Raw genomic sequence first — 18,530 nt, 5'->3', positions numbered from 1 at the left:
GGACCGGCCGCGGGACGGGAGCCGGCCGGGGTCCGGGTCCCGGACCCCGGAACCCGGGCCACCTGCTTACGCGTTGGGGTCGAAGGCGATCCCGGAGGGCTTCGCCGACGACAGGTTGTTCGCGAAACTGCCGTCCTTGAGGCCGAAGTGGGCGCTGCCGAAGTCGTACGCGCTCAACTTGTCCCGCAGGCCCGCCGGATAGCCGTTCCAGCCGACCAGCGGCGGGTACTGCCAGGTGTGCTCGGCGTTCTCCGGCGGCTCGTCGTTGGAGTTGCCGAGCCGGAAGCAGTGGGTGCTGATGCCGTCCTTGTGGTAGACGGCCTTCGGGTGGGTGCCCTCGAAACGCACCGTGGACGCGGCGTGCACGGTGAACGAGCCGTGGTTGGACGTCGAGACGTACTGGACCTGGCCGTTCTGCACCCAGACCACGACATGCTCCCAGTCGTGCCGGTGCCCGCCGATGCTGCTGCCCGATATCGCCTGGTCCTTCTCGAAGTACAGGCTGTACATGTACGCGCACCAGCCGTTGTTGCACTTGTAGCGCGAGTAGCTGTTGGTGTTGTCCAGGTCCGAGGCGTCGTGACAGTCGCCGCTGAGCGAACCGGTCGGCTTCAGGCCGCCGTTGATCGTGCCGTCCGGGCCGATGGCCGGGGTGGGATAGCAGCCGTCCGTGTCGTAGTCGAACGCGGGCTGGTACGTCAGTTCCGCCGCTTCGGCGTTCTGCGGCAGCGCCTGGGGCGGGGCCGCGAAGGCGGCCGAGGGGACGGCGAGCACGAGTACGGCGGCACCGGCGAACCCGGTGAGCAATCTCCTGCGGTGGGCCTTGAACGTGGGTGACGACACTGCGTCCTCCTGGTGATCCGGGCGCAGCCGAACGGCTGTGGGGGATGGGGGAGTTGAAAGGAGGTTCAGCTTCCACGGTTTTCACTTCCGCGCCAAGGGGTCGCAGACGTATCCGTGGTGAAGCGCACCCCAAAAGTTGGCCCCTCGATGCCGTGTCAGGCGGAAGTGTCCGGAAGGTCCGCCGCCGACTGCTCGGGCGTCAGGTCCGTCCGCAGCCGCAGCCATGACGGCTGGCGCAACAGCCCCACCCGGGTACGGGTGCTGTAGCGGACCTCGCCCACCAGCCGGGGCACGACCCAGTGGGCGCCGGGAGCCGGCGGGACGGTGTCGAAGGGGCACACCCCGGTGGCGTCGGCCCGCAGCAGCGCGGCGAGTTCGGTGCGCTCGGCCTCGCTCCAGCCGGTGCCCACGCCGCCCACGTACCGCAGTCCTCCCGCGGCGGTCCGCTGCCCGACCAGCACGGCCCCCGGCAGCCCGGTGAGCCGGCCCTTCCCCGGTGACCAGCCGCCGATCAGCACATCGGCGGTGCGCATGTTACGGATCTTGATCCAGGCCCGGGAGCGCACACCGGGCTCGTACACCGAGTCGATCCGCTTGCAGACCAGACCCTCCAGACCGTGGGCGCGGGTCGCCTCCAGGGCCTCCCGCCCGTGGCCGACGAGCGCGCCCGGCGTCGACCAGAACGGCCCCGCCAGGCCGAGCGCCTCCAGCCGCTCCCGGCGCTCCAGGTACGGCAGCCGCAGGAGCGACCGGCCGCGGAGGTGCAGGACGTCGAACAGCACCAGGTGCACGGGGACCGCCGCCGCCATCCGCGCCGCCTTGCCCGGCGCCTGGACCAGACCCATCCGGGACTGCAGCAACTGGAAGTCGGCCCGGCCCTGTTGGTCCAGCGCCAGCACCTCGCCGTCCAGCACGGCGGCCGTCGGCCCGAGCACCCCGCCCAGCGGACCCAGTTCGGGATAGGCGGCGGTGATGTCCTCCCCCGACCGGGCCCGCAGCCTCACGCCGCCGTCCCCGGCGAGGTACACCACGGCCCGCTGACCGTCCTGCTTGGTCTCATAGGCCCAGCGCGCGTCCTGGGCGGGGGGAGGGAGGGTGCCGGGAGTGGCGAGCATGGGGGAGATGAGGGGGAGGGGCATGGGTGAGTTGTCGACACGCCCGCCCCGTGCCACGCGCGGGGCACCGCCGTTTCCCCTGAACGGCGGCGGCCCGGCCCGGTCGCCGGGGTCTCACCGGTCCCCGGCCGGCCGGGCCGGCGCCTGGGCCAGGCCCGTCCGGTAGGCCATGACGACCAGTTGGGCGCGGTCGCGGGCGCCGAGCTTGGTCATCGCCCGGTGCACATGCGTGCGGACGGTGAGGGACTGACGAAGAGCTTCGCGGCGATCTCCTCGTTGGAACGGCCCTCGGCCACCCAGGCCATCACCTCGCGCTCGCGGGCGGTGAGCACGGCGAGGTCCGCGGGGGCGGCGAGGCGGGCGCCCTCGGCGGGGGACGCGAGGAAGCGGGTGATGAGGGAGCGGGTGGCGGCCGGGGAGAGGAGGGACCCGCCCGCGGCGACGGTGCGGATGCCGTCCAGCAGCGCCTCGGCGGTGACGTCCTTGCCGAGGAAGCCGCCGGCCCCCGCCCGCAGCGCGCGGGCCACGTACTCGTCGATCTCGAAGGTGGTCAGGATCAGCACGTGGGTGCCGGACAGGTCCGGGTCCGCACAGAGGGCGGCGGTGGCCGCGAGATGTTCATGATCGGGCCGGTCTCCTCGACGCCCAGCAGCGAGGCGCCGTGGCCCTGCTGGAACACCGCCACCACCGAGCCGAGGGCCGCGAGGACCGATAACAGGAAGCCGAGGGCGGCTTTCAGGGGCACCAGGACCGACCGGAAGACGACCAGCAGCAGGACGAAGGCCAGGCCCACCACGACGACCAGGTACGGGACCAGCGCCGAGCGCACCTTCTCGGAGACGTCGATGTCCACGGCGGTGGTGCCGGTGACCGCGAAGGTCGCCCCGGTGGCGGAGTCGATGCCCGGACGGCCGTCGCGGATGGCGTTGACCAGATCCTGCGTCCGCCGGTCACCCGGACCGGTGGCCGGGGTGGCGGAGAAGACCGCGGTGTCGCCGGCGGGGTTGAACCGGGCGGGGGAGACGGAGACCACGCCCCTCTCCTCGGCCAGGTGTGCGGCGATCGTCGTGACCGCCGCCTTCGGATCACTCGCGTCCCTGGCGTCGACGACGATCGTCAACGGCCCGTTGAACCCGGGACCGAAGCCCTCGGCGAGAGCGTCGTAGGCCCGGCGCTCCGTGGTGGACGTCGCCTTCTGGGCGTCTCCCGGCATACCGAGCTGGAGGTCCGGTGCGGGAAGCGCGAGGGCGCCCAGACCCACCACGCCCCTCGCGGTAGCCGGCGGCGGTCACCTTCCGCCCGTCCGGCGCGACGAACACGACCCGCGCGGACGCCCCGTCCGCGTTCGTCCCCGGGAAGCGCTGCTCCAGCAGGTCGAACGCCTTCTGCGACTCGATTCCCGGCATCGTGGTGCCCGGCTCCTCGACGGCGGGCGCGGTGACCGCGGCGGCGCCGGCACCGGCCAGCACCGCCACCCACAGCAGGATCGCGAGCCATCGTCGGCGAAAGGCCAGCCGGCCCAGTCGAGAGAGATATGCGGCCATGGAACGGAGGTCTCCCCATCTGATCTCGGGTACCGCCCCAGACTTCCGGCCGCACCGCCCCCGCGTCGTCGTGCGGCTGCCGACAATCGGCCGTACCGAGAACGCAGTACGGCGCCCCGCGCCCGTCATCCGGCAGGCTGACCGGGCCCGGTGCTCACCACACGCACGGCAGCTCCACCTCCACCACCGTCGGCCCGCCCACGGGGCTGCTCACCCGCAGCGTCCCGTCGAGCGCGGCCACCCGGCGCCGCATCCCCGGCAGACCCGACCCGGCGCTCTCGTCCGCGCCCCCGCGCCCCTCGTCCCGCACCCGCGCGCTCAGCCCGGTCCGGGACCGCGCCAGCACCACCTCGGCCCGCTCGGACCCGCTGTGCCGGGCCGCGTTGGTGAGCGCCTCGGCGATCACGAAGTACGCGGCCGCCTCCACCGCGGCCGGCGCCCGCCGCACCTGCGGGAGGTCGTCCGTCCGTACGGTCACCCGCAGCCCGCCCCCGCTCCCGGCCTCGCCCGAGCGGGGCGACCCCCACCTGGCCGCCAGTGCCCGTACGGCCCCCGCCAGCCCCCGGTCGGTGAGGATCGGCGGATGGATGCCGCGCACGACGTGCCGCAGCTCGGCCAGCGCCTCCTCGGCCTGGTCCTGCGCGTCCTCGAGCAGCTTGCGCGCGGTGTCCGGGGCGGTGCCGTACGCCCGCTGCGCCAGCCCGATCCGCATCGACAGGGCGACGAGGCGGGCCTGGGCGCCGTCGTGCAGGTCCCGCTCGATGCGCCGCAGTTCGGCGCCGTGCGCGGCCACCGCGTCCGCCCGGGTCGCGGTGAGCTGCTCGACCCGGTGCGCCAGCAGCGCCTCGGGGGAGGGCCGCAGCAGCGCCGCCGACCAGCCCGCCTCGAGGTCGGCCAGCCGGACGATCAGCGGCAGGACGACCGCTCGACGGCCCAGCAGTCCGCTCCACACCCCGTCGACGACGAGCCCCGCCGGCCACAGCGGCAGCATCAGCACGGTCAGCCAGCCGTAGACGTAGTACCCGGCCATCCAGCGCAGGTCGGTGAGTGTGCCGGGGTCGCGCACGGCCGTCCTCAGCCGCTCCCGCCCCGGACCGGTGAGGGGCCTGTACGCCTCGGGGATCTCCCGCCCGGTCCAGGAAGCCGTCAGCCGCCGCTTGGCCCCGGCCACCCGGCGGATCAGCAGCACGGTCTCGGGCAGCAGCCAGACCCGGCCACGACGACCGTGCCCGTGGCGGTGATGAGCAGCACGGTGATGAAGAGATACGACCCGAAGGCCATGGCGGCGGCCAGCGCGAGGTGGACCGTGGCCCGTGCCGTCTGTCGCAGGGTGGCGCGCATGGAGTGCCGTTCCTGTCGTGAAGGAGGGGCGAAGGGGGCACCGGCCGCCGGGTGGAGCACCCGGCGGCCGGCTGTCCCGCTCAGTCGTCCAGCGTGACGACGACCTTCTCCGCCGCGCCCGGCGTCAGGGCCAGTTCGAAGGCGCGGTCGGCCTCGGAGAACGGGACGCGGTGGCTGATGAGCTTGGCGAACCGCTCCTGGTGCTCGACCAGTTCGGGCGTCACCTCGAAGATCTCGGTCGGGTAGCCCTGGGAGGCGATCAGGGTCAGCTCGCTGCGGAGCATGCCGCCCAGGTCGATCTCGGAGCCCTTCTTGTGCACCGCCACCATCACCAGCTTCGCGCCCCATTTGGCGGAGTTCACCACGGTGTTGAAGACGGCGGCCGCACCGGCCGCGTCGACGAAGACGTCGGTGCCCGGCCGGGGCTGGCCGAGGGCGTTGGCGCTCTGTCCGTGCAGCTCGGTCAGCCGCGCGGCCACGTCCTCCCGCCCCGAGTCGATGACGGCGTCCGCACCCACGGCCAGTGCCTTCTCCAGCCGGGAGGGGATGACGTCGACGACGACCACGTGTTCCACCCCGCGCAGCTTCAGCCAGATCGCCGCGCCGAGGCCGATCGGCCCGGCGCCGAACACCACGACCCGGTCGCCGGGTCCGGCCTCGGAACGGTTGACGGCGTGCCGGGCCACCGCCATCGGCTCGTTGAGCGAGGCCACGTCGAAGGGGACGGTGTCGGGGAAGACGGCGACGCTCTTGCCGACCTCGGCGTTCTCGATCAGCAGGAACTCGCTCATGCCGCCGTACGCGCCGCCGCAGCCGATGATGCCGGTGGGCGCGTCCTGCGGGTTGACGACCACCCGGTCCCCGATGTCGAGGCCGTCCACCTCGGCCCCGAGCTCCACGATCTCCCCGGCCGGCTCGTGGCCGAGCGCCACCGGCACCAGCTCGCCGCCCAGATGGGCGCGGGCGGGCATACCGCCCATGCGCAGGAACGTGACGTCGGTGCCGCAGATCCCGCAGGCGCGGATCCGGACCAGGGCGTCTTTGGGACCGGGCACCGGCCGCTCGACGCCGACGACCTCGATCCTGCCGACTCCGCCGGTCCGGACGGACTTCATCGTGCTCATGGGGGAGAACCTCTCTCACGTGTGGCTGTCGCTCATCGGTTATCGGTCATCGGTCGCCAAAGCGGCGGTGGTCACACGCCGAGGGGCGTCCCGCGCGGGTCCACATGCGTGCGCGAGGGGACGCGCGGGTCCACCGCGTCCGGGTGGCTGGGGCCGGTGGAGGTGTCCCCGGGTCCGGTGCCGTCGGGGGGAGCGAGTCGGCTGCCGGACCCGGGGACGGCGCCGGGTCCCGTCCCCACGGGTGCGGCGCCCGGAAGCCGTCTCCGCTCAGGACGGCCCCGATGGGGTTGCTTGAGTCAGGCAAGCATATATGGATTACTTGAGTCAAGCAACGACGAGGTTTACTTGAGTTAGGCAAGTAGGCGAGTAGGGTGGGCCCCATGTCCCTCTCACCGCCCGCAGTCGCCGCCGGCGGCGACCCCTCCGGCCCGTTACCCCGCCCTGGCCCTCCACGCGCGGTCGCGCCCGCGGATGCCGGCCCGAACGGGGAACCGTCACTCGCCCGCGGTGCCGGGCAGCATGTGCTGATCCTCGCCGGTGAGCCGGACACCGCCGAACTGCTCGCCACCACCCTGGAGTTGGCCGGCTACCGGATCGGCCTCACGGACACCGCCGCCGACGCGCTGGCCCGGCTCGACGGCCACCGCTTCGATCTGCTCGTCGTCGACACCACCCTGCCCGGCCTGGCCGGCGTCGCCCGCTCGGGCCGCCCCGTGCTCGCCCACCGGCCCCCGGTCCTCTATCTCACCCCGTACGACTCCCTCGGCAGTCTCCTGCCCGAACTCGGCCTGGGGGAGAAGGGCGGGGAGAAGGACTACGTCACCAAGCCGTTCCGGGTGGCCGAGGTCCTGGCCCGGATCCAGGTGCTCCTGAGCGGCGCCGGCACCGGCCCCGGCCGTCCGGGCCGCTCCCCGTCCTACGGCGATCTGGTCCTGGACGACACTCTCTGCCGCGCCCGGCGCGGATCCCGGACCCTCGACCTCACCCCCGCCGAGTACCGCCTGCTCCGTCACCTCCTGGTCAACGCGCACCGGGTGCTCTCCAAGGAGCAGATCGGCCGGTACGTCTGGGGCGACTTCCGTGGCGACAACGCCATCGAGCAACTCGTCTCACGGCTGCGGCGCAAGGTGGACCGGGACGCACCGGCCCTGATCCACACGCGCCGGGGCTTCGGGTACTGGCTGGGGAGGGTGCGGGGCGAGGACCGAGGAGGTGCCGGGAGGGCGTCGTAGGGGCTGGGGTGCGCGGGTGCCGTACGGCGCCGAAGCCCACCGGCTCCCGATGTGATCCAGGCCACGTCAGGTTTCTGTCAGGGAACTGACCGGCAGCCGTCAGCCCCCTCTGTTTGCATGCGCTCATCGAGGCCTCGACCCCCTTCCCCCGGCGCTCCGGCCCGACCGGAGCCCCCCACCACCGAGGAGAGCCATGGCCAACATCCTGACCGGCCCGGAGCCCCAGGCTCCGGACGCGGTCCCCGAGTTCCCGATGCCGAGGGCGGCCCGCTGTCCGTTCGACCCGCCCCCCGCCCTCAAGGACCTGCAGGAGCGGGCGCCGCTGACGAGGGTCCGTCTCTGGGACGGCACCGAGCCCTGGCTCGTGACCCGTTACGCCGAACAGCGGGCGCTCCTGGGCGACCCCCGTGTCAGCGCGGACACCGACAGCCCCGGATACCCCACCAAGGCGAACCCCGAGGGCGGCGAGGGCAAGCTGAGCTTCATCATGATGGACGACCCCGAACACGCCCGGCTTCGCCGGATGGTGACGGCCCCTTTCGCCATCAGGAAGGTCGAGGTCCTGCGCCCGGCCGTGCAGCGCATCGTGGACGACCTGATCGACGACCTGCTGGCCGGCCCCCGGCCGGTGGACCTGGTCGAGGCGTTCGCCCTGCCGATCCCCTCGCTGGTGATCTGCGAACTGCTCGGTGTGCCCTACGACGACCACGCCTTCTTCCAGGACAACACCAAGACGATGGTCCACCGGGACGCCACCCCCGAACAGCGCGGCCGGGCGAGCCGCGAGGTGGCCGCCTACCTCGCCCGGCTCATCGGCACACGGCTCGCCGACCCGCGCGACGACCTGCTGTCGAGCATCGCCGCTCGCATCACCGCCGGTGAGATCGACCACCGGCAGGCCACCGAGATGGCACTGCTGCTGCTCATCGCCGGGCACGAGACCACCGCCAACATGATCGCGCTCGGCACCCTGGCCCTGCTCCGGCACCCCGACCAGCTGGCTCTCCTGCGCCAGACCGACGACCCGGGACTGGTCTCCTCCGCCGTCGAGGAGCTGCTGCGCTACCTGCACATCACTCACCTCGGCCGACGCCGCGCGGTCACCGCGGACATCGAGATCGCCGGGCAGGTCATCAGGGCCGGCGAGGGTGTGATCATGGCCAATGAGATCGCCAACCGCGACCCCGAGGTCTTCCCCGACCCCGACCGGCTCGACATCACCCGCGACGCCCGCCGCCACGTCGCGTTCGGTTTCGGCGTCCACCAGTGCCTCGGCCAGCCGCTCGCGCGCATGGAACTGCAGGTCGTCTACGGCACCCTGTACCGGCGCATCCCCAACCTGCGGCTCGCCGGCTCCCTCGACGACGTCCGCTTCAAGCACGACGCCTTCATCTACGGCGTCCACGCGCTGCCCGTGACCTGGTGACGGTTCCCCGTCCCGCCCGGCCCGACCGCGACGAGAACGCGAAGAACGCGAAGAACGTGACGAAGGGGAATCCCATGACCTCCCACAAGGTGGAGCTGGAAGCCGACAGGTGCGTGGCTTCGGGACAGTGCGTGGTCGCCGCCATGCAGGTCTTCGACCAGGACGACGACGGCATCGCGATCCTGCTGGAGGAGCGGCCCGCGCCCGGCCTCCTCGACGATGTCCGTGAGGCCGTCGCGGTCTGCCCGGCCGCCGCCATCCGCCTGGTCGAGCAGTGAACCGCATCGTGGTCGTCGGCGCCTCGGCCGCCGGACTCGCGGCGGTCGAGACCCTCCGCCGCGAGGGCTACGACGGCATCCTCACCCTCGTCGGCGACGAACCGCACCTCCCGTACGACCGCCCGCCGCTGTCCAAGCAACTCCTGGCCTCCGCATGGGCAGAGGACCGTCTGCGGCTGCGCCGGCCCGAGGACCTCGCCGCCCTCGGCCTGGACCTGCGGCTCGGCGTCGCCGCGTCCGGCCTGGACCTGACGGGCCGCCGGGTACGGCTGGCCGACGGCCGTGCGGTGCCGTACGACGGACTGGTCCTGGCCACCGGGGTGCGCCCGCGCCGGCTGCCCGGCGAGGGGGCGCACGTCCTGCGCACCCTGGAGGACGCCCTCACCCTGCGGGAGCGGCTGGCACCGGGCCGCCGTCTGGTCGTCGTCGGCGCCGGTTTCCTCGGCGCGGAGGCGGCGGCCGTCGCCTGGCGCCTCGGCGCCCGGGTCACGCTGCTGGAACCGGCCGCGGTGCCGCTGGCCCACGCCGTCGGCGAGGCCGTCGGACGAGTGCTGTCGCAGGCCCACCGGGACCGGGGCGTACACCTGCGCTGCGGCGTCAACGTCACCGAGGTGACCGAGGACGGCGTACGGCTCGCGGACGGCGAGGTCGTCGAGGCCGACGAGGTGCTCGTCGCCGTCGGCTCGCTGCCCAACACCGGCTGGCTGGCGGGCAGCGGACTCACGGTCGGCGACGGCGTGGTCTGCGACGCGTACCTGGAGGCCGCGCGGGGCGTCTACGCCGCCGGGGACGTGGCCCGCTGGTACACCCGCTCTTCGGCACCGGGATGCGGATCGAGCACCGTACGAACGCGGCCGAGCAGGGCATGGCCGCCGCCCGCAACCTGCTCGCCGCCCCCGAGGCGCGCAAGCCGTTCGCGCCGGTGCCGTACTTCTGGTCGGACCAGTACGACATGAGGATCCAGGCGTACGGATTCCTGCGCGGACACGACGAGGTGGCCGTCGTGGAGGGCGGCCTCGCCGACCGCCGGTTCGTCGCCGCGTACCGCACCGGTGACCGGGTGAGCGGGGCGCTGGCGGTCGGGATGCCGCCGAAGGCGATCCGCCCGTGGCGGCAGGCGATCGCGTCCGGCGCGGCCTGGGGCGACGGGGTGCGCGTCCCGGCGTAGCGCGGTGGTGGGGTTGCGGCCCCTGGCGGCGCTGCGCCGGTACGCGGGGGAGGTGTGGCGGGACGGGTCGGCGGGCAGGGGGCCGCGTACCGTCCGACCGTCCGGGTATCGCGGAAGTGGGCGTCGCGCGTCGTCTCGGGGCAGGATCCGCGGTACACGTACGCCGTAACTTACTTGAGTTACGCAACGAGATGGTAAAGTGGGTTGCATGTCCACCGAACCGCTCCCCGTGCCCGCCGTCGCCTCCCCGGAAGTGATCGAGATCGAGCGCGCGCTCACGCGCATCACCTACCTGAGCACCCGCGCCCGGCAGCACGACCGGCTGATGGCGATGGCCGGCGTCCCCCTGGACCGCGCCGCCGTGGCCCTGCTGCGCCAGGTCGCCGACACCGAGCCGCTGCGGCCGGGGGAGCTCGCCCAGCGCCTGGGCGTCGAGGCCTCGCACGTGACCCGTACGGTGCAGCAGCTGCAGAAGTCCGGCTATGTCACCCGCGTCCCCGACCCCGACGACGGCCGGGCCCAGCGGATCCAGCTCACCGACGCCGGCCGTGAGGCCGTCGACCGCGTCCGCGACGCCGGCGCCCGGGGGATGCAGCTCGCCCTGTCCGACTGGTCCCCCGAGGAGCTGGGCCACCTCGCCACGCTCTTCCACCGCATGGTCGACGACTTCCTCTCCTACGCCGTCGAGGAGGAGGCCGAGCAGCCGGCCGTCAGGGGCTGACCCGGTCCCGGCCGGCCGGAACCGGAGCCGCCCCGGCCGGCTCGCGCAGCCCGCGCAGCAGGAGCCAGGCCACCACGGGCGGAACGAGAAGGGGCACCAGCCCGGTCCGCAGCGACGTGGCGTCCGCGAGCGCTCCCAGGGCCGGAGCCGCCATGCCCCCGACGCTCATCGTCAGCCCCAGCGTGACGCCGCTCGCCGTGCCCATGTGCCGGGGCAGACAGTCCTGGCCCAGGGTCACGTGCAGGGAGAACGGCACGTACAGACCGGCCGAGGCGAGCGCCACGCAGCCGTACAGCGCCGGACCCGGCACGAGCAGGACCCCCGCGACGGCCGGCAGGGTCACTCCGTACGAACCGCGGACCACCGGGAGCCGGCCGAACCGCTCCGCCAGCCTGCTCCCGGCCAGCGTCCCCACCGCGCCCCCCGCGTACAGCACGCACAGCGCGGCCGTGCCCGCGGTCGCCCCACCGCCGGTGCGCTCCCGCACGTACACCGCGACGAACGCGCTCAGTCCGACGAAGACGATCGAGCGGCACACCACGGCCCCCGACAGACGCAGGAACGACGGCCAGTCGTCGCGGCCCGGCCCCACCGCGGAGGCGGTGCCCACAGTCCGGGCGCCCGCCGAGCGCACCGCGGCCGCGCACAGCGCCACCCCCACGAGGGCGGGCACGCCCAGCAGGGGAGAGGCCCCGAGGCCCCCGGACGCGACCACGCCCGAGACGAGCAGCGGGGCGCACGCGAAACCGGCGTTGCCGCCGAGCGCGAACCAGCCCATCGCCGTATGGCTGCCGCCCGACACGGCACGGGCGGCCCGCGCGGCCTCCGGGTGGTAGGCCGCGACACCCACCCCGGAGACGGCGACCGCCACGAGGGTCGGCGCGTAGGAGCCGCCGACCCCGCTCAGGGCCACGCCCGTACCGGCGGCCGCCGCGCTCAGCGGCAGCAGCCAGGGCATCGCCCACCGGTCGGTGAGCAGACCGAACAGCGGCTGCGCCACCGACGACAGCAACGAGGCCGCCAGGACGACGCCGGAGGCGGCGGCGTAGGACCAGGCGCGCTCGGAGACGAAGAACGGCACCAGGGCCGCCACCGCCCCCTGGTAGACGTCCACGCACGCGTGGCCCAGGGACATCAGGACGAGAGGCCGGCCGGCCGGCACGTTTTTCGGCACACGGCGATCGTCGCGAGCGCCGCGCCTGTCGCGCTTCCGATAATCTGCCCATCTGTGTCGAACATCCGCCATGCACCGCAGGCCCCCACCCGGGCACGGGTCCTGGCACCCGGCGAGCGCATCGACGCCCACCGGCACGACGACCACCAGATCGTCTACGCCGGCTCCGGTGTCCTGGCCGTCACCACCGACGCCGGCACCTGGTTCGCGCCGGGCACCCGAGCCCTGTGGGTGCCCGCGGGCACCGCGCACGCCCACCGGGCGTACGGCCATCTCGACCTGCACCTGGTCGGGCTGCCCGCCGACGACAACCCGCTCGGCCTGGACACCCCCACCGCCCTGGCCGTCAGCCCCCTGCTGCGGGAACTGATCCGCGCCTACACCGCCGCACCCGAGGACACGGGCCCCGAACGGGCCCGGCTGCTCGCCGTCCTGCGCGACCAGCTGCGCGCCTGCCCGCAGCAGCCCATGCGGCTGCCCACCGCCGCCGACCCCCGCCTCGCCGCGGTGTGCGCGCTCGTCCACGCCGACCCGGCCGACCAGCGCACCCTCGCCGCGCTCGCTGCCGCCACCGGCACCGGCGAACGCACGCTCAGCCGCCTCTTCCGCAGCGAGTTCGGCATGACCTTCCCCCAGTGGCGCACCCAGTCGCGGCTGTACCACGCCCTGCGGCTGCTCGCCGACGGCACCCCCGTCACCACGGTCGCGCTGCGCTGCGGCTGGTCCTCCGCGAGCGCCTTCATCGACGTCTTCCGCAGGTCCTTCGGCCATACCCCGGGCCGGTACGGGCGCGGGGGCTGACCCGGACCCCACCCCCGCCCCGGAGCAAGGGAGTTGGGCCGTGCCCGCCGGCCCACCCCCGCCTCCCGGCCCTCCACTACCGTCCAGTAATGTCGGGCGCCAGGACATCAGAGGAGGAACCTTGCCCCGGTCCGAACGCTCACCCCTGCTGCTGGCGGGACTGCTGGCCGCCGCCGGAGTGGCTCACTTCGCCGCCCCGCGCTCCTTCGACGCGACCATCCCGCCCGCCCTGCCGGGCTCGCCCAGGGCCTGGACGTACGGCAGCGGCGTCGCCGAGCTGGCGCTGGCGGCCGGGGTGGCGCTGCCCCGGACCCGGAAGGCGGCGGCCCTGGCCACCGCCGCGTTCTTCGTCGGCGTCTTCCCCGCCAACGTCAAGATGGCGCTGGACTGGCGCGACCGGCCCACCCCTCTCAGAACGGCCGCCTTCGGCCGGCTGCCCCTGCAGGTGCCCCTCGTGCTGTGGGCCCGCAGCGTCGCGCGGAGCGCGGAGGGACGGTCATGACGAAGACGCCGCAGACCGGCGACAAGGTCGAGGACTTCTCCCTCCCGGACGAGACCGGCACGCTCCGCAGCCTGACGGACCTGCTCGCCGACGGCCCCGTCGTCCTCTTCTTCTACCCGGCCGCCCTCAGCCCCGGCTGCACCGCGGAGGCCTGCCACTTCCGCGATCTCGCCGCCGAGTTCGCGGCGGCGGGCGCCCGGCCCGTCGGCATCAGCGGCGACTCCGTCGACCGGCAGCAGGAGTTCGCCGGACGCCACACCCTCGGCATGACCCTGCTCTCCGACACCGACGGAACCGTGCGGGAACGCTTCGGCGTGAAGCGGGGCGTCTCCCTGATGCCCACCAAGCGGGCCACCTTCGTCATCGCCCAGGACCGCACCGTCCTGGAGGTCGTCCGCAGTGAACTGCGCATGAACACCCACGCCGACCGCGCCCTGGAGGCACTGCGCGCCCACCGCGCCTAGCGGGTGTCGCGAGAGTCCTGCACAGCACCCGCGGCGCCCGGCACGCTCCCCCGCTCTCGGCTTCGCCCGAGCGGGAGGTATCCCCACCGCCGCACCGGCCGAAAGCCCAAGTACGCCCAGTACGTCGGCTCTCGTCCGGCATGCCGAGAGCACGCGCCGGCCACCCCGGGCACCGCACAGGACTTTCGAACCACCCCCCAGTCACCGTGCCCGGGCCCAGGACCCCCGGCGCGGACCACGGGGCACCCCTCGACAGCGCCCGGAGCCCCGGGTTCCGCGCCCGGCTCCGCGCGGTTGATGCACCCGGGCAAAAGGACGATTCTGGACGACATGGAGCATGTCGTCGCTGCGGCCGTCATCGATGCCCGGGGCATCGTGACGGCGTGGAGCGAGGGGGCCCGGCAGCTGACGGGTCACTCCGCCGCCGGGGCCGTGGGACGGGCCGCGACCGAACTGCTCGCCGAGGAGCTCCCTCCGCTCCCGGCCCGGGCGTGGAGCCGGCCGGTCGTCGTCCGGCACCACGACGGCCGCCCCGTCACCCTGGCCGTCACCGGGTGCCCGGTGCTCGGCCCCGGCGGGGAGCCCACGGGCTGGACCCTCACCGCCGAACGGCCCCCGGCCCCGGAACCGACCCTGGCGGGACGCGCCTTCCAGCAGGCGTCCATGTCGATGTCCGTCTTCGACCCCCGGCAGCGCTATCTGCGCCTGAACGAGGTCGCCTGCAAGGTCATGGGCGTGTCCGAGGACGTCCTGCTCGGCCGTCACTTCCCGGAGACCGTCGAGGACGCCGAGCACAGCCGGGGCTTCAACTGGCACCTCCGCCATGTCGCCGAGACCGGCCGCCCGGTCCGCTACGAGAGCTTCACCGGCGCCCCCTCCCTCAACCGGGAGCACGCCTGGAGCATCGAGATGTGGCCCGTGCGCGACGAATCCGGCGAGGTCGGCGGGGTCGCCCTGGCGGCGTTCGACAGCACCGAGCAGTACCTGTCCCGCCAGCGGCTGGCCCTGCTGAACGAGGCGGCGGCCGCCATCGGCACCACGCTCGACGTGGTGCGCACCACCGAGGAAGTGGTCGAACTCCTCGTGCCGAGGTTCGCCGACTTCGCCTGCGTGGACCTCCTCGACTGGGTCCTCGGCGCCGACGAGCCGCCCCCCGCGCCCGAGGGCGAGGTCGTGCTGCGCCGGGTCGCCCACGGCTCCGTCCACGAGGGCACCCCCGAGGCCGCCGTCCACCTCGGCGGCACCGACACCCATCCGCCGTACAGCCCGCCCGCGCGCGCCCTGCGGGAGGGCCGCGCGGTCCTCAGCCAGGCGGGCGAGCCGGACTTCCTGTGCTGGCTCGACGAGCGGGACGCCCGCGCCCCCGAGGGACGGCGGCTGCGGCGCGGCGTCCACTCGATGATCTCGGTGCCGCTGCGGGCCCGCGGCACCACCCTCGGCGCCCTGGTCGCCATCCGTATCGGGCATGCCGACGACTACGAGCCCGACGACGCCGTCTTCGCCGAGGAACTCGCCAGCCGGGCCGCCGTCTGCATCGACAACGCCCGCCGCTTCGCCCGCGAACGCACCACCGCGCTCGCCCTCCAGCACAGCCTCCTGCCGCGCGGGCTGCCCGGACAGGCCGCCGTCGAGGTCGCCCACCGGTACCTGCCCAGCGGCTCCACGGCCGGTATCGGCGGCGACTGGTTCGACGTGATCCCGCTCTCCGGCAGCCGGGTCGCCCTCGTCGTGGGAGACGTCGTCGGACACGGCATCCCGTCCTCGGCCACCATGGGCCGCCTGTGCATGGCCGTCCGCACCCTCGCCGACGTGGACCTGCCGCCCGACGAACTCCTCACCCACCTCGACGACCTCGTCACCCACCTCGCGGGCTACGAGGAGGGCGGCGACGACGTCGCGGAGCTGGGTGCCACCTGCCTCTACGCCGTCTACGACCCCGTCAGCCGCCGGCTCTCCCTCGCCGCCGCGGGCCACCCCGCCCCGGCCGTCCTGCTGCCCGACGGCCGGGTGGAACTGGTCCGGATGACTCCCGGCCCCCCGCTCGGCGTCGGAGGACTGCCCTTCGAGGCGGTCGAGCTGGAACTGCCCGAGGGCGCGGTCGTCGCCCTCTACACCGACGGCCTCATCGAGGACCGCGACCGGGACATCGACCGCGCGACCAGCGAACTGTGCAGCGCCCTCACCGCACCGGCCGCCGGCCTCGACGCCCTCTGCGACACCGTGCTCAAGGCCGTCCTGCCGGAGGAACCCGGCGACGACGTCGCCCTGCTGCTGGCCCGTACCCGCGCGCTCGGCGCCGACCGGGTCGCCACCTGGGACGTGGAACCCGACCCCGCCCAGGTCGCCGCCACCCGGCAGGCCGCCACCGAGCAACTCACCGAGTGGGGACTGGAGGAGGCCGCCTTCGTCACCGAACTCGTCGTCAGCGAACTCGTCACCAACGCCATCCGCTACGGCGAACCCCCCATCCAGCTCCGGCTGATCCGCGACCGCACCCTCATCTGCGAGGTCTCCGACGGCAGTTCCACCTCCCCGCACCTGCGCCGCGCCCACGCCTTCGACGAGGGCGGACGCGGCCTGCTGCTCGTCGCCCAGCTCACCCAGCGCTGGGGGAGCCGGCAGACCGACCGGGGCAAGACGATCTGGGCGGAACAGTTGCTCGAGCCGCGGTGAGCGCCGGGCTCACTCGAAGGGGCAGCCCGGGTTCGGCGCGTCCTCGGAGAACGGCGAGCCGTGCGGCAGCACGTACAGGACCTCCAGGACGACCGGGGTGTCGCCCAGGTTCCGGCCGAGGTGCACGTTCCCCGGCCCGGCCGGCTCGCGGATGACACTGCCCTTCGGGTACACGCCGTCGGAGACGCACGTCGAGGCGAAGTGACTGAGCGTGCCCGACTTCACGACGCCGTACAGCGGACCGTCGTGATAGTGCCAGCCGGTCGCCTGACCGGGCGGAATGGTGATCTCCCTGAGCGTGTAGTCGGTGTCCCCGACGGTCTTCTGGGCGAGAAGCCGGGCCGTGACCCCGGGACCCGGTGGGGTGGCGTGGGCGGCGGCCGGGCCGGCGAGGACGGCACCGACGACGATCGCCCCGGCCGTCGCGGCTCGAAGCGGGATGCGGACACGCATACGGAAAAGTCCCCTCTGCTCGTGCTCACATGGGCGGGCGATGACGACGCCTGGCTGCGAACATAGAGGTACAGCACGGCAGTTGGGGCCGGTTTCCGGATTCCGGATGCGGGTCGGGACGCGGGGGTGAGTCCGCCGTCTCCAGTACTTCTCACGGGTGGTTCCCCGCCGCTCGTCCGCCGCCCGTCACTTCCCGGCGGCCACCTGGGCGAGGGTCCGCCCGGTCCGCACCGAGCGGGCTCGTCGCGGGTCCGGGGTGTCGCGCCGGGCGTTCCCGCCGGACTTCACCAGCAGCCACGCCTCCGCCTCGTCGCCCGCACCGCCCTTCCCGTCCCGGAACCGGGTGAGCGCGTACGAGCCACGCAGCTTCTCCCCGTGCAGCCGGAACGACACGTGCCCCCGCCGCAGAGCCTCCTCGACCCCGTCGTCACCGCTCAGCGGCTCGTACGTCCCCCGGTCCCACACGATCACCGTGCCGCCCCCGTACTCGCCCGCCGGGATCACCCCCTCGAACTCCTCGTACTCCAGCGGATGGTCCTCCGTCGGCACGGCGAGCCGTTTGTCCTTCGGCCGCGCCGAGGGCCCCTTCGGGACCGACCACGACTTCGGTACGTCCCCCACCCGCAACCGGAAGTCGAAGTGCGGGGTGCTCGCGTCATGGATCTGCACGACGAACCGCCGCGCGTCCCCGCCCCGGCCCCCGGCCCCGCCGGCTCCCGGGTCCTGCGGAAGTCCCGCCTGCCGCGGTACTCCTTCAGCCGCTCACTCACCGGACCCTCCCTTCCGCGGGCCCCGGGTACCCCCTCCGCGTCCAGGGCAGTCGGGCCCGTGCGGGGGTCAGAACTCCTCGTGCGTCTCCGGGTCCCCGCCCAGCCGCCGGTGTGCCCGGTCCGCGATCGCGCTCACCTGGGGCTGTCCGAGTTCGAAGCCGAACACGTCGAGGTTGGCACGCTGACGGCCGGCGTCGGCGGACTTCGGGACGGGCACCGCGCCGAGCTGGACGTGCCAGCGCAGGACGACCTGGGCGGGGGTGACCCCGAGCGCCTCGGCGACGGAGACGACCGCGGGGTCCTTCAGGAGGGCCGAGCCGCGGCCCAGCGGGCTCCAGCTCTCCGTCACGACGCCCTTCGTCTCGTGGAAGGCCCGGAGCGCGTCCTGCGGGAAGAGCGGGTGGAGCTCGATCTGGTTGACGGACGGCAGGACGCCCGTCTCCTTCTCCAGGCGCTCGATGTGCTCGGGCGTGAAGTTGGAGACGCCGATCGAGCGGACCAGCCCCTCCTCACGGAGCTTGATCATCGCCCGCCAGGAGTCGACGTACCTGCCGACACGGGGGAGCGGCCAGTGGATCAGGTAGAGGTCGACGTACTCGAGGCCGAGGCGCCGACGCGACTCCTCGAAGGAGGCGAGGGTCTCCTCGTAGCCGTGGTGGCGGCCGGGGAGCTTGGTCGTGACCACGATCTCCTCGCGCGGCACCCCGCCGCGCGCCACTCCCCGGCCGACCCCGCTCTCGTTGCGGTAGTTCGTCGCCGTGTCGATCAGCCGGTACCCGAGCCCGAGGGCCCCGGCCACCGCCTCCTCCGCCTGCGCGTCGTCCATCGGCCAGGTGCCCAGTCCGAGGGCCGGGAGCCGCGTACCGTCGTTGAGCGTGTGCACCGGGATGTCGATCACCGT

14 protein-coding genes and 5 pseudogenes are annotated in these 18,530 nt (G+C 73.8%); 9 read left to right on the top strand and 10 right to left on the bottom strand.

Annotated elements, in window-relative coordinates; genetic code table 11:
* Positions 1-66: 66 nt before the first annotated feature.
* The 6 genes and pseudogenes from ACFY30_RS20005 to ACFY30_RS19980 all read right to left on the bottom strand — a co-directional run bounded on the left by ACFY30_RS20005 (position 67) and on the right by ACFY30_RS19980 (position 5,967).
* Positions 67-843 (bottom strand): NPP1 family protein, encoded by a 777-nt coding sequence (locus tag ACFY30_RS20005; RefSeq protein ID WP_390846484.1) that lies wholly within the window; start codon positions 841-843, stop codon positions 67-69.
* Between the two features lie 155 nt (positions 844-998).
* On the bottom strand, positions 999-1,982 hold the full coding sequence (locus ACFY30_RS20000) for an ATP-dependent DNA ligase (protein WP_390846483.1): 984 nt from the start codon (positions 1,980-1,982) through the stop codon (positions 999-1,001).
* A 90-nt stretch (positions 1,983-2,072) separates the two neighbouring features.
* A pseudogene (locus tag ACFY30_RS19995) lies at positions 2,073-2,587 on the bottom strand (LuxR C-terminal-related transcriptional regulator); the annotation flags it as partial.
* Positions 2,572-3,231 (bottom strand): annotated as a pseudogene (locus tag ACFY30_RS19990) (MMPL family transporter); the annotation flags it as partial. The pseudogenes ACFY30_RS19995 and ACFY30_RS19990, both read right to left, overlap by 16 nt.
* A 425-nt stretch (positions 3,232-3,656) precedes the next feature.
* A pseudogene (locus tag ACFY30_RS19985) lies at positions 3,657-4,843 on the bottom strand (histidine kinase).
* A gap of 80 nt (positions 4,844-4,923) precedes the next feature.
* Positions 4,924-5,967, bottom strand: a complete 1,044-nt coding sequence (locus tag ACFY30_RS19980) for a zinc-binding dehydrogenase (protein ID WP_390846482.1) — start codon at positions 5,965-5,967, stop codon at positions 4,924-4,926.
* Between the two features lie 380 nt (positions 5,968-6,347).
* On the opposite strand from ACFY30_RS19980, the gene ACFY30_RS19975 reads away from it, so the two are divergent.
* The 5 genes and pseudogenes from ACFY30_RS19975 to ACFY30_RS19955 all read left to right on the top strand — a co-directional run bounded on the left by ACFY30_RS19975 (position 6,348) and on the right by ACFY30_RS19955 (position 10,792).
* Positions 6,348-7,199 carry a response regulator transcription factor gene (locus tag ACFY30_RS19975; RefSeq protein ID WP_390846481.1) on the top strand — a complete coding sequence of 284 codons (852 nt, stop codon included), beginning with the start codon at positions 6,348-6,350 and terminating at the stop codon, positions 7,197-7,199.
* A gap of 193 nt (positions 7,200-7,392) precedes the next feature.
* Positions 7,393-8,625 carry a cytochrome P450 gene (locus tag ACFY30_RS19970; RefSeq protein WP_390846480.1) on the top strand — a complete coding sequence of 411 codons (1,233 nt, stop codon included), beginning with the start codon at positions 7,393-7,395 and terminating at the stop codon, positions 8,623-8,625.
* 74 nt (positions 8,626-8,699) lie between these two features.
* Positions 8,700-8,903, top strand: coding sequence for a ferredoxin (locus tag ACFY30_RS19965; protein WP_390846479.1), 204 nt, complete (start codon positions 8,700-8,702; stop codon positions 8,901-8,903).
* A pseudogene (locus ACFY30_RS19960) lies at positions 8,900-10,071 on the top strand (NAD(P)/FAD-dependent oxidoreductase). The gene ACFY30_RS19965 and the pseudogene ACFY30_RS19960 overlap by 4 nt, the downstream one beginning before the upstream one ends.
* Positions 10,072-10,279: 208 nt before the next feature.
* Positions 10,280-10,792, top strand: coding sequence for a MarR family winged helix-turn-helix transcriptional regulator (locus ACFY30_RS19955; RefSeq protein ID WP_390846478.1), 513 nt, complete (start codon positions 10,280-10,282; stop codon positions 10,790-10,792).
* On the opposite strand, the gene ACFY30_RS19950 is transcribed toward ACFY30_RS19955, so the two are convergent.
* Entirely contained in the window at positions 10,782-11,927 is a 1,146-nt protein-coding gene (locus ACFY30_RS19950) for an MFS transporter (RefSeq protein ID WP_390846515.1), read from the bottom strand. The genes ACFY30_RS19955 and ACFY30_RS19950 overlap by 11 nt on opposite strands.
* 93 nt (positions 11,928-12,020) lie before the next feature.
* On the opposite strand from ACFY30_RS19950, the gene ACFY30_RS19945 reads away from it, so the two are divergent.
* From ACFY30_RS19945 to ACFY30_RS19930, 4 genes are all read left to right on the top strand, one after another.
* The gene (locus tag ACFY30_RS19945; protein ID WP_390846477.1) at positions 12,021-12,767 is read left to right on the top strand and encodes an AraC family transcriptional regulator; all 747 of its coding nucleotides are present in this window, start codon (positions 12,021-12,023) and stop codon (positions 12,765-12,767) included.
* A gap of 121 nt (positions 12,768-12,888) precedes the next feature.
* Positions 12,889-13,269, top strand: a complete 381-nt coding sequence (locus ACFY30_RS19940) for a DoxX family protein (RefSeq protein WP_390846476.1) — start codon at positions 12,889-12,891, stop codon at positions 13,267-13,269.
* A complete protein-coding gene (locus ACFY30_RS19935) occupies positions 13,266-13,733 on the top strand; it encodes a peroxiredoxin (protein WP_390846475.1) in 468 nt (155 codons plus the stop codon). Before ACFY30_RS19940 ends, ACFY30_RS19935 begins: the two co-directional genes overlap by 4 nt.
* 330 nt (positions 13,734-14,063) lie before the next feature.
* Entirely contained in the window at positions 14,064-16,406 is a 2,343-nt protein-coding gene (locus ACFY30_RS19930) for a SpoIIE family protein phosphatase (RefSeq protein ID WP_390846474.1), read from the top strand.
* A 9-nt stretch (positions 16,407-16,415) separates the two neighbouring features.
* On the opposite strand, the gene ACFY30_RS19925 is transcribed toward ACFY30_RS19930, so the two are convergent.
* From ACFY30_RS19925 to ACFY30_RS19915, 3 genes and pseudogenes are all read right to left on the bottom strand, one after another.
* Positions 16,416-16,859: a cupin domain-containing protein gene (locus ACFY30_RS19925; protein WP_390846473.1), complete on the bottom strand. Its 444-nt coding sequence runs from the start codon at positions 16,857-16,859 to the stop codon at positions 16,416-16,418.
* A gap of 186 nt (positions 16,860-17,045) precedes the next feature.
* Positions 17,046-17,629, bottom strand: a pseudogene (locus ACFY30_RS19920) (DNA polymerase ligase N-terminal domain-containing protein).
* A 67-nt stretch (positions 17,630-17,696) separates the two neighbouring features.
* Entirely contained in the window at positions 17,697-18,527 is an 831-nt protein-coding gene (locus ACFY30_RS19915) for an aldo/keto reductase (RefSeq protein WP_390846472.1), read from the bottom strand.
* Between the last annotated feature and the right edge of the window lie 3 nt (positions 18,528-18,530).

This window comes from Streptomyces sp. NPDC000345, from assembly GCF_042898825.1.
GTDB lineage: Bacteria > Actinomycetota > Actinomycetes > Streptomycetales > Streptomycetaceae > Streptomyces.
Note: the sequence above shows the minus strand (reverse complement) of the source record. Positions and strands in the feature narration are given on the sequence as shown.

Excerpts from the sequence above, each read along its gene's own strand:
- ACFY30_RS20000 (WP_390846483.1), bottom strand. The coding sequence starts at position 1,982 with ATGCCCCTCCCCCTCATCTCCCCCATGCTCGCCACTCCCGGCACCCTC.
- ACFY30_RS19980 (WP_390846482.1), bottom strand. The coding sequence starts at position 5,967 with ATGAGCACGATGAAGTCCGTCCGGACCGGCGGAGTCGGCAGGATCGAG.
- ACFY30_RS19975 (WP_390846481.1), top strand. The coding sequence starts at position 6,348 with ATGTCCCTCTCACCGCCCGCAGTCGCCGCCGGCGGCGACCCCTCCGGC.
- ACFY30_RS19970 (WP_390846480.1), top strand. The coding sequence starts at position 7,393 with ATGGCCAACATCCTGACCGGCCCGGAGCCCCAGGCTCCGGACGCGGTC.
- ACFY30_RS19965 (WP_390846479.1), top strand. The coding sequence starts at position 8,700 with ATGACCTCCCACAAGGTGGAGCTGGAAGCCGACAGGTGCGTGGCTTCG.
- ACFY30_RS19955 (WP_390846478.1), top strand. The coding sequence starts at position 10,280 with ATGTCCACCGAACCGCTCCCCGTGCCCGCCGTCGCCTCCCCGGAAGTG.
- ACFY30_RS19950 (WP_390846515.1), bottom strand. The coding sequence starts at position 11,927 with ATGTCCCTGGGCCACGCGTGCGTGGACGTCTACCAGGGGGCGGTGGCG.
- ACFY30_RS19935 (WP_390846475.1), top strand. The coding sequence starts at position 13,266 with ATGACGAAGACGCCGCAGACCGGCGACAAGGTCGAGGACTTCTCCCTC.
- ACFY30_RS19930 (WP_390846474.1), top strand. The coding sequence starts at position 14,064 with ATGGAGCATGTCGTCGCTGCGGCCGTCATCGATGCCCGGGGCATCGTG.
- ACFY30_RS19925 (WP_390846473.1), bottom strand. The coding sequence starts at position 16,859 with ATGCGTGTCCGCATCCCGCTTCGAGCCGCGACGGCCGGGGCGATCGTC.